The sequence below is a fragment of the Streptomyces monomycini genome, from assembly GCF_022271435.1.
In the GTDB taxonomy this organism is placed as follows: Bacteria; Actinomycetota; Actinomycetes; order Streptomycetales; family Streptomycetaceae; genus Streptomyces; species Streptomyces monomycini.
This window is the reverse complement of record NZ_JAFIQY010000030.1, coordinates 1-15,099: the sequence shown is the minus strand read 5'-3', so window position 1 is coordinate 15,099 and position 15,099 is coordinate 1. Positions and strand designations below refer to the sequence as shown.

Sequence of the window (15,099 nt, the reverse complement as noted above, 5' to 3'; positions counted from 1 at the left end):
AGGAGGTCGGAGGAGACGGGCTCAGGAGTGGTCGTCCGGAGTGGACGGGGCTCGTGAGCGGTCCGGGACGGGACGGGCTCATCGACCGTCCGAGGGGACGAACTCATGAGCGGTCCAGAGGGCGGGGCTCATGAAGAGGGGGACACCGCGGCCGGTGTCCCCCTCCGGTGGCCCTACTCCTCGCGGGCCGCGGTCAGCTGCCGCGCGTGTTCCTGGAGGGAGCGCACGCCCACGTCACCGCGGGACAGCGCCTCGATGCCCTGGACGGCGGCGGCCAGCGCCTGGACCGTGGTCAGGCACGGGACGGCGCGGGCGACGGCCGCGGTGCGGATGTCGTAACCGTCCAGGCGGCCGCCGGTGCCGTAGGGCGTGTTGACGATGAGGTCGACCTCGCCGTCGTGGATGAGCTGGACGATGGTCTTCTCCCCGTTGGGGCCCTCGCCCTCGCTCTTCTTGCGCACCACGGTGGCGTTGATGCCGTTGCGGCGCAGCACCTCGGCGGTGCCGGAGGTGGCGAGCAGCTCGAAGCCGTGGGCGACCAGTTCCCGCGCCGGGAAGATCATCGAGCGCTTGTCGCGGTTGGCGACGGAGACGAACGCGCGGCCCTTGGTGGGCAGCGCGCCGTACGCGCCGGCCTGCGACTTGGCGTACGCCGTGCCGAAGACCGAGTCGATGCCCATGACCTCGCCGGTGGAGCGCATCTCCGGGCCCAGCACGGTGTCCACGCCGTGTCCCGCGGCGTCGCGGAAGCGCGACCAGGGCATCACGGCCTCCTTGACGGAGATCGGCGAGTCCAGCGGCAGCGTGCCGCCGTCGCCGCTCCTGGGCAGCATGCCCTCGGCGCGCAGCTCGGCGACGGTGGCGCCCAGCGAGATCCGCGCGGCGGCCTTGGCCAGCGGTACCGCGGTGGCCTTCGAGGTGAAGGGCACGGTGCGCGAGGCGCGCGGGTTGGCCTCCAGCACGTACAGGATGTCGCCGGCCATCGCGAACTGGATGTTGATCAGGCCGCGTACGCCGACACCCTTGGCGATGGCCTCGGTGGAGGCGCGCAGCCGCTTGATGTCGTAGCCGCCGAGCGTGATGGGCGGCAGCGCGCACGCGGAGTCGCCGGAGTGGATGCCGGCTTCCTCGATGTGCTCCATGACGCCGCCGAGGTAGAGTTCGTGGCCGTCGTAGAGGGCGTCCACGTCGATCTCGATGGCGTCGTCCAGGAAGCGGTCGATGAGGACCGGGTGCTGGTCGATGAGGCCGGCGTGCCGCTCCAGGTACTCGCCCAGCGACGGCTCGTCGTAGACGATCTCCATGCCGCGGCCGCCCAGGACGTAGGACGGCCGGACCATGACCGGGTAGCCGATCTCGGCGGCGATGCCCTTGGCCTCGGCGAAGGAGTAGGCGGTGCCGTACTTGGGGGCGGGCAGGCCCGCGTCGGTCAGCACCTGGCCGAACGCGCCGCGCTCCTCGGCCAGGTCGATGGCCTCCGGCGAGGTGCCGACGATCGGTACGCCGTTGTCCTTGAGCGCCTGCGCCAGGCCCAGCGGGGTCTGGCCGCCGAGCTGGACGATGACGCCGGCGACCGGGCCCGCCTGCTGCTCGGCGTGCACGATCTCCAGGACGTCCTCCAGGGTGAGCGGCTCGAAGTAGAGCCGGTCGGAGGTGTCGTAGTCGGTGGAGACGGTCTCCGGGTTGCAGTTGACCATGACGGTCTCGTAGCCCGCGTCGCTCAGCGCGAAGGAGGCGTGGACGCAGGAGTAGTCGAACTCGATGCCCTGGCCGATGCGGTTGGGGCCGGAGCCCAGGATGATCACGGCGGGCTTCTCGCGCGGCGCGACCTCGCTCTCCTCGTCGTAGGACGAGTAGAAGTACGGGGTCTTCGCGGCGAACTCGGCGGCACAGGTGTCCACCGTCTTGTAGACGGGCCGGACACCGAGCGCGTGCCGGACCTCGCGGACGACGTCCTCGGTCAGGCCGCGGATCGCGGCGATCTGGCTGTCGGAGAAGCCGTGCCGCTTGGCGTACGCCAGGACCTCGGGGCCGAGCTGGTCGGCGGCCGCGATCTCGTCGGCGGTCTCCTTGACCAGGAACAGCTGGTCCACGAACCACGGGTCGATCTTCGTGGCGTCGAAGACCTCCTCCGGGGTGGCGCCGGCCCGGATCGCCTGCATGACGGTGTTGATCCGGCCGTCCGTGGGGATCTCGGCCTTGACCAGCAGCTCCGCCTTGTCACCGGGGTCACCGGCGAAGTCGAACTGGCTGCCCTTCTTCTCCAGCGAGCGCAGCGCCTTGTTGAGCGCCTCGGTGAAGTTGCGGCCGATGGCCATGGCCTCGCCGACCGACTTCATGGTGGTGGTCAGCCGGGCGTCCGCCGCCGGGAACTTCTCGAAGGCGAAGCGCGGCACCTTGACCACGACGTAGTCGAGGGTCGGCTCGAAGGACGCCGGGGTCTGCTCGGTGATGTCGTTGGGGATCTCGTCGAGCGTGTAACCCACCGCGAGCCGGGCGGCGATCTTCGCGATCGGGAAGCCGGTGGCCTTGGAGGCGAGCGCCGAGGAGCGCGAGACGCGCGGGTTCATCTCGATGACGATGACCCGGCCGTCGACGGGGTTGACGGCGAACTGGATGTTGCAGCCGCCGGTGTCCACGCCGACCTCGCGGATCACGGCGATGCCGACGTCCCGCAGGGTCTGGTACTCGCGGTCGGTGAGCGTCATCGCCGGCGCCACGGTGATGGAGTCACCGGTGTGCACACCCATCGGGTCGAAGTTCTCGATGGAGCAGACGACCACGACGTTGTCGTTCTTGTCGCGCATCAGCTCCAGCTCGTACTCCTTCCAGCCGAGGATGGACTCCTCCAGGAGGACCTCGGTGGTCGGCGACAGGGCCAGGCCCTGGCCGGCGATGCGGCGCAGCTCCTCCTCGTCGTGGGCGAAGCCGGAGCCGGCGCCGCCCATGGTGAAGGAGGGGCGGACGACGACCGGGTAGCCGCCCAGCTCCTCGACGCCCTTCAGGACGTCGTCCATGGTGTGGCAGATGTAGGAACGGGCGGACTCGCCGTGGCCGATCTTGCGGCGGACGGCCTCCACGACCTCCTTGAACAGGTCGCGGTCCTCACCCTTGTTGATCGCCTCGACGTTGGCGCCGATCAGCTCGACGCCGTACTGCTCCAGGGTGCCGGACTCGTGCAGCGAGATCGCGGTGTTCAGCGCGGTCTGGCCGCCCAGGGTGGGCAGCAGGGCGTCCGGGCGCTCCTTGGCGATGATCTTCTCGACGAACTCCGGGGTGATCGGCTCGACGTAGGTGGCGTCGGCGATCTCCGGGTCGGTCATGATCGTGGCCGGGTTGGAGTTGACCAGGATGACCCGCAGGCCCTCGGCCTTCAGGACCCGGCACGCCTGCGTACCGGAGTAGTCGAACTCCGCTGCCTGGCCGATGACGATCGGGCCGGAGCCGATGACCAGGACGGACTGGATATCGGTGCGCTTAGGCACGCTGGCCCTCCATGAGCTGGACGAAGCGGTCGAACAGGTAGGCCGCGTCGTGCGGGCCCGCGGCGGCCTCGGGATGGTACTGGACGCTGAAGGCCGGCCGGTCGAGGAGCTGGAGCCCCTCCACCACGTTGTCGTTGAGGCAGACGTGGGAGACCTCGGCGCGGCCGTAGGGGGTCTCGGAGACCTGGTCGAGCGGCGCGTCGACGGCGAAGCCGTGGTTGTGCGCGGTGACCTCGACCTTGCCGGTCGTACGGTCCTGCACCGGCTGGTTGATGCCGCGGTGCCCGTACTTCAGCTTGTACGTGCCGAAGCCCAGCGCGCGGCCGAGGATCTGGTTGCCGAAGCAGATGCCGAACAGCGGCGTGCCGCGCTCCAGGACCGCCCGCATGACGGAGACCGGGTGGTCGGCGGTGGACGGGTCGCCCGGGCCGTTGGAGAAGAACACACCGTCGGGGTTGACGGCGTACACGTCCTCGGCGGTGGCGGTGGCGGGCAGCACGTGCACCTCGATGCCGCGCTCGGCCATCCGGTACGGGGTCATGCCCTTGATGCCCAGGTCGACCGCGGCGACGGTGAAGCGCTTGGTGCCCTGCGCGGGCACGACGTACGCCTCCTTGGTGGCCACCTCGGCGGACAGGTCGGCGCCCGTCATCTGCGGGGCCGCCTGCACCTTGGCGAGCAGCGCCGCCTCGTCGGCGAGACCGGTGCCGGACGGGCCGTCCAGGCCGGGGCCGGAGAAGATGCCGACCCGCATCGCGCCGCGCTCGCGCAGATGGCGGGTGAGCGCGCGGGTGTCGATGCCGCTGATGCCGACGACGCCCTGGGCGGCCAGTTCGTCGTCGAGGGTGCGGGCCGAGCGCCAGTTGGACGGGGTGCGGGCGGGGTCGCGTACGACGAAGCCGGACACCCAGATGCGGGCGGACTCCGGGTCCTCGTCGTTGACGCCCGTGTTGCCGATGTGCGGGGCGGTCATGACGACGACCTGGCGGTGGTACGAGGGGTCGGTCAGGGTCTCCTGGTAGCCGGTCATGCCGGTGGAGAACACCGCCTCGCCGTAGGTCTCCCCCACGGCCCCGTAGGCGCGGCCGCGGAAGCTGCGGCCGTCCTCCAGGACGAGTATGGCGGGAGCCTTCACGGCTGCCCTGGTGGAGGTCGTCATCGTGCGCCTTCCGTTTCGGTGATCTTGATGTTCTTGCTGGTCAGGTCGGTCAGAGCGGCGACCCAGGCGGAGTGCTCGGCGGCCCGGTCGGAGCGGAAGCCGGAGTCCAGCTCCTGGTCGCCGAGGACCCAGGTGATCACCAGCAGGCCGCCCTCGGGCAGGACCTTGCCGGCGATGCCCTTGTCCAGGCGGGCGCCGCGCAGCGCGGCGGCCGGGACGAAGAAGTCCTGGGCTCCGGGCCGTACGACGTCCAGGCCGGCGTCCGTCAGGGTCAGCTCGGCGCGGCTGCGGGTGCCCAGGCCGCGTGCGACGACGCGGTCCAGCCACTGTCCGGCGGTGGTGGAGCCGTGGTAGCGGCCGGTCATCGTCAGCCGCGGCTCCCCGGCGTCCTCGGGGGCCGTGGGCAGCTCGGGCAGGTCGCCCTGGAGGGTGCCGCGCCACTTCCAGCCCTCGCGCATCAGCCAGTACAGGAGCGCGACGAACAGGAGCAGTCCGACGACCCAGCCGATCCGGGCCGCCCAGTCGGTGACCTCGGCGGACTTCTGCTCGGTTGCCAGTTGGATGATTGAAGATGTCACGCGAGTTTCCCGTCCACGACCGTTGCCCGGCCCCGCAGGAAGGTGTGGCTCACGCGCCCCGGCAGCTCACGGCCCTCGTAGGGCGTGTTACGGCTGCGGGAGGCGAAGCCCGCGGGGTCCACGGGTCCACGGTATGCCGGATCGAGCAGCGTGAGGTTGGCGGGCTCGCCAGGCGAGACGGGGCGGCCGTGGCCCTTGAGACGGCCGATCTCGGCGGGGCGGAAGGACATCCGGTCCGCGACGCCGGCCCAGTCCAGCAGGCCGGTGTCGACCATCGTGTGCTGGACGACGGACAGCGCCGTTTCCAGGCCGACCATGCCCATGGCGGCCGCGCCCCACTCGCAGTCCTTGTCCTCGTGCGGGTGCGGGGCGTGGTCGGTGGCCACGCAGTCGATGGTGCCGTCGGCCAGCGCCTCGCGCAGCGCGAGCACGTCGGCCTCGGTGCGCAGCGGCGGGTTCACCTTGTAGACGGGGTTGTAGGACCGTACGAGCTCGTCGGTGAGCAGCAGGTGGTGCGGGGTGACCTCGGCGGTCACGTTCCAGCCCTTGGACTTGGCCCAGCGGACGATCTCGACGGACCCGGCGGTGGACAGGTGGCAGATGTGCACCCGCGAACCGACGTGCGCGGCGAGCAGCACGTCCCGCGCGATGATCGACTCCTCGGCCACCGCGGGCCAGCCGGCCAGGCCCAGCTCGGCGGAGACGATGCCCTCGTTCATCTGGGCGCCCTCGGTCAGCCGGGGCTCCTGGGCGTGCTGGGCGATCACGCCGTCGAAGGCCTTCACGTACTCCAGCGCGCGGCGCATGATCACCGCGTCGTCCACGCACTTGCCGTCGTCGGAGAAGACCCGCACGCCCGCGGCCGAGTCATGCATGGCGCCCAGCTCGGCGAGCTTCTTGCCCTCCAGGCCCACGGTCACCGCGCCGACCGGCTGCACGTCGCAGTAGCCGGACTCCTTGCCCAGCCGCCAGACCTGCTCGACGACGCCCGCGGTGTCGGCGACGGGGAAGGTGTTGGCCATGGCGTGCACGGCGGTGAAGCCGCCGACGGCGGCGGCCTTGGTGCCGGTCAGGACGGTCTCGGAGTCCTCGCGGCCCGGCTCGCGCAGGTGGGTGTGGAGGTCGACCAGGCCGGGCAGCAGGATCCGGCCCGCGGCCTCGACGACGGCGGCGTCCTCGGTGCCGGCCAGTTCGTCGCCCACGGCGGCGATCACGCCGTCCGTGATGAGGACGTCCTGCGCCTCGCCGCCCAGGACCTTCGCCCCACGGATCAGGGTCTTGCTCATGATTACTTGGTCTCCTCAGTGCGGCTGGAGGGGCGGCGCGCAGCGCCTCCGTCCGGGGTGGTGGCGGGCGACGGGTGGGCGGTGGTCGTGACGGCGGGCTCGTTGCCGCCCAGCAGCAGGTACAGAACGGCCATCCGGATGCTGACACCGTTGGCCACCTGCTCGACGGCGGTGCAGCGCGGCGAGTCGGCGACCTGGGCGGTGATCTCCATGCCGCGGTTCATCGGGCCGGGGTGCATCACGATCGCGTGGTCGGGCATCCGGCCCATCCGGTCGCCGTCCAGGCCGTAGCGCCGGGCGTACTCCCGCTCGGTGGGGAAGAAGGCGGCGTTCATCCGCTCGCGCTGGACGCGCAGCATCATCACCGCGTCCGACTTGGTCAGCACCGCGTCCAGGTCGTAGCTGACCTCGCACGGCCACCGCTCGACGCCGACCGGCACCAGCGTGGGCGGGGCGACCAGCGTCACCTCGGCGCCCAGGGTGGTCAGCAGGTGGACGTTGGAGCGAGCGACACGGCTGTGCAGGATGTCGCCGACGATGGTGATGTGGCGGCCGGAGAGGTCCTGGCCCGCGCCGTCGGTCAGGTGCCGGCGCATGGTGAAGGCGTCCAGCAGGGCCTGGGTGGGGTGCTCGTGCGTACCGTCGCCCGCGTTGACGACCGAGCCGCCGATCCAGTCGGAGGTGGCCAGGCGGTGCGGGGCGCCGGAGTCGCCGTGCCGGATGACGACGGCGTCCGCGCCCATCGCCTCCAGGGTCAGCGCGGTGTCCTTGAGGGATTCGCCCTTGGAGACGGACGAGCCCTTCGCGGAGAAGTTGATGACGTCCGCCGACAGCCGCTTGGCGGCCGCCTCGAAGGAGATGCGGGTGCGCGTGGAGTCCTCGAAGAAGAGGTTGACGACGGTGCGTCCGCGCAGGGTCGGGAGTTTCTTGATCGGCCGGTCCGCCACCCGGGCCATCTCCTCGGCGGTGTCGAGGATCAGGACGGCGTCGTCGCGGGTGAGGTCGGCGGCCGAGATGAGATGACGCTTCATCCGGTTTTCTCCGTGAGTGATGGAGGTGTACGGGTATGTCCGTCGAGCAGGCATGACGGGCGGCCCGGCCGTACCGGGTCCGTCCAACGGGGTGCTACTGCTCGCCGGCCGGGGCGGTCCGCTTCACGCCGAGCAGCACGGCGTCACGGCCGTCCTCCTCGGTGAGCTGGACCTTGACCGTCTCCCGCAGCGACGTGGGGAGGTTCTTGCCGACGTAGTCGGCGCGGATCGGCAGCTCGCGGTGGCCGCGGTCGACCAGGACCGCCAGCTGCACGGCGCGCGGCCGGCCGATGTCGTTGAGGGCGTCGAGCGCGGCGCGGATGGTCCGGCCGGAGAAGAGCACGTCGTCGACGAGGAGGACCACGCGGTTCTCGATGCCGTCACCGGGGATGTCGGTGCGCGCGAGGGCACGGGCCGGGCCCAGGCGCAGGTCGTCGCGGTACATGGTGATGTCGAGCGAGCCGACCGGTACCGCGCGGCCGGTGATCTCTTCGAGCTTGGCGGCCAGCCGGCGGGCGAGGAAGACCCCGCGGGTGGGAATGCCGAGGAGCACCACGTCGTCGGCGCCCTTGGCGCGTTCGACGATCTCGTGGGCGATGCGGGTGAGCATGCGCGTGATGTCCGGTCCTTCGAGGACCGGACGCGCAGCGTTGGAGCTGGGGGCGTCCATGACGAACGGACCTCCTTCTCCGCCTCACAGGACGGACTTTAAAGGACGTCGGGGTTACGCCGTTCACGGTACCAGGAGCCGCGACGGGGTCCGAGCGCACCCCTTCGGGGCCACCGTGTGACTCATTCGGCTTGACGATGCCGAATTACGCTGCGTAACCTCACAGTGAGTTACCAGCCGCGCGGCCCGCGCCGCACGTCTACACAGCGTCCGGGGAGCTTTATGTCCAGCGAATACGCCAAACAGCTCGGGGCCAAGCTCCGCGCCATCCGCACCCAGCAGGGCCTCTCTCTCCACGGTGTCGAGGAGAAGTCCCAGGGCCGCTGGAAGGCCGTCGTGGTGGGTTCGTACGAGCGCGGCGACCGTGCCGTGACCGTGCAGCGCCTGGCCGAGCTGGCCGACTTCTACGGTGTTCCGGTGCAGGAACTGCTGCCGGGCACGACCCCGGGCGGCGCGGCCGAGCCGCCGCCGAAGCTGGTCCTGGACCTGGAGCGCCTCGCCCACGTCCCCGCCGAGAAGGCCGGCCCGCTCCAGCGCTACGCCGCCACGATCCAGAGCCAGCGCGGCGACTACAACGGCAAGGTCCTCTCGATCCGCCAGGACGACCTCCGCACCCTCGCGGTGATCTACGACCAGTCGCCCTCCGTGCTGACCGAGCAGCTGATCAGCTGGGGCGTGCTGGACGCCGACGCGCGCCGCGCCGTGCAGCACGAGGACATCTGACCCCGTACGGGCGTCACCTGCAGAAACGTACCGCCGCTTCCGACTCCGTCGGGGCGGCGGTTTTCTGTGTTACCGGGCCGGTGTTTCCGGTGTCTCCGGGCCGGTGTCTCCGGAGCCTCCGAGCCGGTGCCTCCGGTGCCCCCGTACCGCCGTCTCCGGCTCCCCCCGCCCCACCTCGTCCCTCCCCACCCATGCGAAGGGCCCGGAGCGTCGATCCGCTCCGGGCCCCTTCACGGGATCCACCGCCGCCTCAGCGCGCCTCGCGCCGCAGGCCGGGCTTCAGTTCCTTCAGGCGGGCCAGCAGGCCGTTGACGAAGGCCGGGGATTCGTCCGTGGAGAACTCCTTGGCCAGCTGCACCGCTTCGTCGATCGCCACGGCGTCCGGGATCTCGTCCTCCCAGATCAGCTCGTACGCACCGAGCCGCAGCACGTTGCGGTCGACCACCGGCATCCGGTCGAGCGGCCAGTCGACGGAGTAGTCGGAGATCAGATCGTCGATCCGCTCGATGTGCTCCGCGTACCCCTCCACCAGTTGCAGGGTGTACTCGTTGACCGGCGGCTGCCGCGAATCGGTCCGGGCGTGCCGCATCCAGTCCGCCAGCACGGTCTGCACGTCGGCACCGCGCTGGTCGGCCTCGAAGAGAATCTGGAAGGCGCGCTTACGGGCCTTGTTACGGGCGGCCACGGTTAGCTGTTCACCCGGCCGAGGTACTCGCCGGAGCGGGTGTCGACCTTGATCTTCTCGCCGGTCGTGATGAAGAGCGGCACCTGGATCTGGTAGCCGGTCTCCAGCGTGGCGGGCTTGGTGCCACCGGTGGAACGGTCGCCCTGGACGCCCGGCTCGGTCTCCTGGATGACCAGCTCGACGGCGGCCGGCAGCTCGACGTAGAGCACCGAGCCGTCGTGCTGGGCCACGACGGCCTCGAAGCCTTCGAGCAGGTAGTTGGCGGCGTCACCGACGGTCTTGCGGTCGATGTGCAGCTGGTCGTAGGTGTCCATGTCCATGAAGACGAAGTACTCGCCGTCCATGTACGAGAACTGCATGCCGCGCTTGTCGACGTTGGCCGTCTCGACCTTCACACCGGCGTTGAAGGTCTTGTCCACCACCTTGCCGGACAGCACGTTCTTGAGCTTGGTGCGGACGAAGGCCGGGCCCTTGCCGGGCTTGACGTGCTGGAACTCGACGACGGACCAGAGCTGGCCGCCTTCGAGCTTGAGCACCAGGCCGTTCTTGAGGTCGTTCGTGGAAGCCACGGTTGCGGAATCTCCTGGACTGCGGGTGGTGGGACCCCGGGCGGCCGCGCGTCGAACCGGTTCCGGCTCAGAGCGCGAGCAGCTCCTTGGTCGTGATCGTGAGTAGCTCGGGTCCGCCGTCCGCCTCGGGGCGGACGACGAGTGTGTCGTCGATCCGGACACCGCCGCGGCCCGGGATGTGAACCCCCGGATCGACGGTGACCGGCACGCAAGCGTCCAGTTTACCCATGGCCGCAGGTGACAGCCGAGGGTCCTCGTCGATTTCGAGTCCCACGCCGTGTCCGGTACCCGCTCCCAGGCGCTCGCCGTGGCCCGCGCCGACCAGCACCTGCCGTGCCGCCCGGTCCACCTCGCGGCATTCCACCCCCGGTGCAAGTGTCTCCCGTCCGGCCCGCTGGGCTGCGAAAACAAGGTCGTACAGCTCGATCTGCCAGTCCGCCGGCGTGGTACCGATGACGAAGGTACGGCCGATCTCGCAGCGGTAACCGCGGTAGTTCGCGCCCAGGTTGACGGTCAGGAAGTCACCTTCCTCGACCCGCCGGTCGGTGGGCAGATGTCCGGACCGTCCCGAATGCGGCCCCGCGGCGACCGAGGTGGCGAAGGCGGGACCGTCCGCGCCGTGGTCGACCAGACGGCGCTCCAGCTCCAGGGCGAGGTGCCGCTCCGTACGGCCCACCAGGATCGACTCCAGCAACTCGCCGAGCGCCTGGTCGGTGATCTCGGCGGCGATCCGCAGGCAGGAGATCTCCTCGTCGTCCTTGACGACCCGCTGCGCCTCGACGGCGCGGGCGAGGTCGTCGAGCCGCAGCCGGGGCGCCACCTGGGTCAGCGCGCGGTGCCGGGTGACCGTGAGGTGGTGCTCCTCGACGGCGAGCGAGCCCGCCCCGGCCCGCGCGGCCTGGTCGGCGGCGGCCACCACCGGGTCGCCGTCCCGGGTGGGCAGCTCGCAGACCCGCAGCTCCTCGGCGGGCCGCCCCTCCGAAGGATCACCGCTGAGCGGCCCCTGGGTGAGCAGGAGGTCGTCGGCGGGGCCGACCAGCAGGGCCGCGCCGGGCGGCGCGCAGCCGGTGAGGTAGCGGACATTGGCGGGACGCGAGATCAGCGCCGCGGCGCTTCCGGCGGCGACGCAGCGGTCGCGCAGCCGCGTACGCCGGGCCGAGTAGAGCTCGGACATGCACCGAGCGTACGGGCCCCGGTCGGGCCCGGCCGGTCGGGCGGGTCCGGGTGGGGGATCGTCCGGCGGGGCCGAGGAAGCGGGCGGGCACCACCGGGTGAGCGGGTCCGGCCGGGCGGAGGCCGGATCAGGCGGAGGCCGGATCAGGCGGAGGCCGGATCGGGCGGGTCGGCCGTCCTTCCGCTCCCGGACCCCACAGGAGCCGCGAGGTCTCGTCGTCGGGCAGGGCCGTGAGGCTTCACCCCTCGCGGTACAGGGAGAGGGGGAGGCGGCACCGGGGCGGGTACTGCCTCCCGGAGGACCGGTTCACCCGGCGTGGCTCTTCGTGTGCTGGGGCAGGCAGAACATCAGGGCCCACATCAGGGCGAGGGCCCCGCCGGCCCACCAGAGGACGCTGGTGAACGCGTCGCGGTGGAGTCCGGCGTCGGGCGAGCCGTTGGTGGCGGAGAAGAACACGAGGGCGGTCAGCGCGGTACCGAGGGCCATGCCCAGATGCATGACGGTATTGAACAGCCCCGAGGCGGACCCGGCGTCCTCGTGCGGCACCTTCGCGAGGGACAGGTCGGCGAGCGGTCCGCCGACCATGCCGAGACCGAAGCCGATCAGCACCACCGGGACGGTCATCGCGAGGAGAGTCAGGTCGGCCTGCCGACTGCCGGTCTGAAGCCCGTACGCCGCCATCGAGGCGAGCGCGACAAGGGCCCCGGCCTGGGGCAGCAGACGCCCGAAGCGCCCGGCGGTCTTCATCGCGACCGTTGCGCCGGCCAGCTCACCGAGAGCGAGCAGCACAAAGGCGGCGGCCGCCAGCAGCGGACTCATTCCCAGGCCGCGCTGGAGGTACAGCGTCCAGGTCATGAAGAACAGCCCGCACAGCAGGCCGTGCACCAGCTGTGCGGCCATGCCGCCGGAGAACTGCCTGCTCCGGAAGAGGGTCGGCGCCACGAGCGGGGCGTAGTCCTTCCTGCGCTGCTGGTGGCGCAGGAAGACGCCGAGTACGAGGAGGCCGGCGGCGAGCATGGTGACGCACCACAGCGGCCAGTGGTGGGTGTGACCTTCGGTGAGGGGGAAGATGATCAGGACCACGGCCAGCGCGGACAGCAGCATGCCGGTGAGGTCGAGCTGGTCGGCCTTCTGCGCGGTCGACTCGGGGACGGCCTTTCGGCCGAGGAGTGTCACGGCGAGGCCGACGGGCACGTTGACCAGGAAGACCGGCCGCCAGCCCAGCCCGAACAGGTCGGCCTGGGTGAGCACGCCGCCCATCACCGGGCCCAGGACGGAGCCGAGTGACAGAACAGCCCCGTAGAGGCCGAAGGCCCTGCTGCGGTTCTCGCCGTCGAAAGTGACGTGGAGGGTGGCCAGGACCTGCGGGATCATCAGGGCGACGCCGGCACCCTGGAGCACGCGGGCAGCGATCAGGACACCGGGGCCGGTGGCGAGGCCGCACAGCAGCGAGGCCGCGGTGAACACGACGGTGCCGATGAGGAGGATCTTTCGCCGTCCGTGGAGGTCGCCGAGGCGCCCGCCGGTGATCAGTCCGACGGCGACGGGCAGTGAATAGCCGGTGGTCAGCCACTGCACCGCGGCCGGCCCGGCGCCGGTCGACTCCTGGATCGCGGGCAGGGCGGTGAGAACGACCGACTGGTCGAGGATGTCCATGAGCTCGGCGACCAGGAGCACCACGAGGGCGATCCGGGCGGCCCGGGTCATCTTCGACGGTGGAGGTGTGGGGCGGGCCGGGGGCTGGGTGGTGTGCTGCGGCTCGTTGTCGAGCGCGGAGGAAGACACGACGGGAAACTCCTGATCCAACGGAATCGGGGAGCCCTGCCGACAGCCGCACCGGGGCCGGAATACACGAAACCCGGGGCAGACGGCAGAGCTGCACCCGGGAAAGAAAGCTGCGGGGAAGGGTGACGCGACTCAGGCCGACGCGACGTCCGCCCCCGGACACGTGCGACACAACAGCACGTGGGGAACGCGGACGACTACATGGCCTGGTTGATAGGACGTCACCTCAAGATCGACACAGCAGGAACGGGGAATCCGGTCACTGTCACCGACACCTCGGCACAGGAACCCGTACACGGTACGACACTCCCGGCCCCGCGTACAGCGCCAAGCCCCCGCTGAAACGTCCGGTGTGGCCGGTGCCGGCCACCGCGCCGGAGCGCGAGCGGCTCGGCGAGCCGGGTTCGGCCCGTGGGCTCGGGATGTCGAGGCGATCGTCCCAGGTGTCCAGGCGCCGAACGGCCCCGGGCGTCCAGATACCGAAGGGCCCGGGGCATCCAGATACCGAACGGCCCCGGGCGTCCAGATACCGAACGGCCCCAGGCATCCAGATACCGAACGGCCCCAGGCATCCAGATACCGAACGGCCCCGGGCGTCCAGATACCGAACGGCCCGGGGCATCCAGGTGCCGAACGGTCCCGGGCATCCAGATACCGAACGGCCCCGGGCATCCAGGTGCCGAACGGTCCCGGGCGTCCGTCAGGCCGGACCGCCCGGCCGGGGTGGTGGGCGGCGTCGCAGAGGTGGCAGCCGGTCTGCGGCTGGTGGCGGAGCATCCCCCGGTTCGGCGGCGGGTCGCGCGGCTCCTACGGGGCGAATCGAACAGGCTCGTCCCCCCGACGGGGGAATACCCGGAGGGGGCGGCGGGAACCCCGGGAGCCCCCGGGAACCCGGCGCTTTTCGTGCGCTCGGGGCCTCGTGAGTCCGAGGGGCACCGTGCGCCCGAGGGGCACCGTGCGCCCGAGGGGCACCGTGCGCCTGGAGGGGCACCATGCACCCAGAGGAGCACCGTACGCCCGGAGGAGCACCGTACGCCCGAGGGGCACCGTTCACCCGGAGAGGCACCGTACGCCCGGAGAGGCACCGTGCACCCGGAGGAGCACCGTACGCCCGAGGGCTTGGTGAGCCCGAGGGGCGTCATGCCCCTGGAGGGCATCGAGCACCCGGAGCCTCCTGCACCCGAAGGGCTTCGTTGACCGAGGCATCGAGCACCCGGAGCCTCGTGGCCCCGGAGAGCTTCGTGAGCCCTGGACATCGAGCCCCGGCCCCTCAGCCCCCGGCCTCCACCCCTACCAACTCGGCGGACTCGCGATGCTGCGGGCGACCACGTCGTCCAAAAGGCGGGCCGTGGTGGGCACGTCGTGTGCCGAGTTGTCGATGATGGGCAGGCCGGAGCCGTACCAGCCTGCCATCCGGCCGTGGATGCGGGCGACCTCCTCGTCGGAGAGGCGTCGGTTGCCCGTGCGGCGGGCGTTGCGCTCCAGGACGATCTCCAGGCCCGGCAGGAGCACGATCGGCAGCAGGCCAGGGCCCACGTGACGCTTCCAGCCGCCGAGGCCGATGACCGGGCGGTCCGGGAAGACGGCGTCGTCGAGGATGCAGGAGATGCCGTTGGCGAGGAAGTTGCGGGCCGCGAAGCCGCAGGTGCGGCGGGCCAGCCGGTACTGCGCCTCGGAGTGGTCGTTCCAGCCCGACTGGGGGTCGGCGAAGCCGGACCGTACCCATTCGCGGACGTCGTCGAGGCTGATGTGCGCGGTGGGCACCCGGCGGGTGTCGGCCCAGTGCCGGGCGACGCTGGTCTTGCCGGCGCCGGCCGGGCCGATGAGCAGTACGGCCACGGCGGCGTGCGCGGCGTCCGGCGCGGAGGCGCCGGCGGGCGGGCTGGGCAGCGCCACGGGGGCGCCGGGCGGGAGCTGGATGTGCCCGGTGGCCTCGGCGGGCGGCGGCGCGGTC

General features: G+C 71.3%; 12 protein-coding genes. 1 reads left to right on the top strand and 11 read right to left on the bottom strand.

The window, feature by feature from the left end:
* Nucleotides 1-173: 173 nt before the first annotated feature.
* The 6 genes from carB to pyrR all read right to left on the bottom strand — a co-directional run bounded on the left by carB (nucleotide 174) and on the right by pyrR (nucleotide 8,209).
* Nucleotides 174-3,485, bottom strand: a complete 3,312-nt coding sequence (carB, locus tag JXZ78_RS27595) for a carbamoyl-phosphate synthase large subunit (RefSeq protein WP_030024541.1) — start codon at nucleotides 3,483-3,485, stop codon at nucleotides 174-176.
* Complete coding sequence (gene carA / locus JXZ78_RS27590) at nucleotides 3,478-4,644, bottom strand: glutamine-hydrolyzing carbamoyl-phosphate synthase small subunit (RefSeq protein ID WP_030024540.1); 1,167 nt, start codon at nucleotides 4,642-4,644, stop codon at nucleotides 3,478-3,480. The genes carB and carA overlap by 8 nt, the downstream gene beginning before the upstream one ends.
* Nucleotides 4,641-5,222, bottom strand: coding sequence for a PH-like domain-containing protein (locus JXZ78_RS27585; protein WP_238783420.1), 582 nt, complete (start codon nucleotides 5,220-5,222; stop codon nucleotides 4,641-4,643). Before JXZ78_RS27585 ends, carA begins: the two co-directional genes overlap by 4 nt.
* Nucleotides 5,219-6,508 carry a dihydroorotase gene (locus JXZ78_RS27580; protein ID WP_030024537.1) on the bottom strand — a complete coding sequence of 430 codons (1,290 nt, stop codon included), beginning with the start codon at nucleotides 6,506-6,508 and terminating at the stop codon, nucleotides 5,219-5,221. The genes JXZ78_RS27585 and JXZ78_RS27580 overlap by 4 nt, the downstream gene beginning before the upstream one ends.
* 2 nt (nucleotides 6,509-6,510) lie before the next feature.
* Nucleotides 6,511-7,539 (bottom strand): aspartate carbamoyltransferase catalytic subunit, encoded by a 1,029-nt coding sequence (locus tag JXZ78_RS27575; protein ID WP_030024536.1) that lies wholly within the window; start codon nucleotides 7,537-7,539, stop codon nucleotides 6,511-6,513.
* 94 nt (nucleotides 7,540-7,633) lie between these two features.
* Entirely contained in the window at nucleotides 7,634-8,209 is a 576-nt protein-coding gene (gene pyrR / locus JXZ78_RS27570; protein WP_030024535.1) for a bifunctional pyr operon transcriptional regulator/uracil phosphoribosyltransferase PyrR, read from the bottom strand.
* A gap of 222 nt (nucleotides 8,210-8,431) precedes the next feature.
* Here pyrR and bldD point away from each other — a divergent pair, with 222 nt between their 5' ends.
* Nucleotides 8,432-8,932, top strand: a complete 501-nt coding sequence (gene bldD, locus JXZ78_RS27565) for a transcriptional regulator BldD (protein WP_003982726.1) — start codon at nucleotides 8,432-8,434, stop codon at nucleotides 8,930-8,932.
* A 250-nt stretch (nucleotides 8,933-9,182) separates the two neighbouring features.
* Here the strand turns inward: bldD and nusB are convergent, their stop codons facing one another.
* From nusB to JXZ78_RS27540, 5 genes are all read right to left on the bottom strand, one after another.
* The gene (nusB, locus tag JXZ78_RS27560; protein WP_030024534.1) at nucleotides 9,183-9,617 is read right to left on the bottom strand and encodes a transcription antitermination factor NusB; all 435 of its coding nucleotides are present in this window, start codon (nucleotides 9,615-9,617) and stop codon (nucleotides 9,183-9,185) included.
* Between the two features lie 2 nt (nucleotides 9,618-9,619).
* Nucleotides 9,620-10,186, bottom strand: coding sequence for an elongation factor P (gene efp, locus JXZ78_RS27555; RefSeq protein ID WP_030024533.1), 567 nt, complete (start codon nucleotides 10,184-10,186; stop codon nucleotides 9,620-9,622).
* A gap of 67 nt (nucleotides 10,187-10,253) precedes the next feature.
* On the bottom strand, nucleotides 10,254-11,360 hold the full coding sequence (locus tag JXZ78_RS27550; RefSeq protein WP_030024532.1) for an aminopeptidase P family protein: 1,107 nt from the start codon (nucleotides 11,358-11,360) through the stop codon (nucleotides 10,254-10,256).
* Nucleotides 11,361-11,666: 306 nt separating this feature from the next.
* A complete protein-coding gene (locus tag JXZ78_RS27545) occupies nucleotides 11,667-13,145 on the bottom strand; it encodes an MFS transporter (RefSeq protein ID WP_030024531.1) in 1,479 nt (492 codons plus the stop codon).
* Between the two features lie 1,290 nt (nucleotides 13,146-14,435).
* Nucleotides 14,436-15,099: AAA family ATPase (locus JXZ78_RS27540; RefSeq protein ID WP_238783419.1), on the bottom strand; the 664-nt coding region annotated here is incomplete at its 5' end.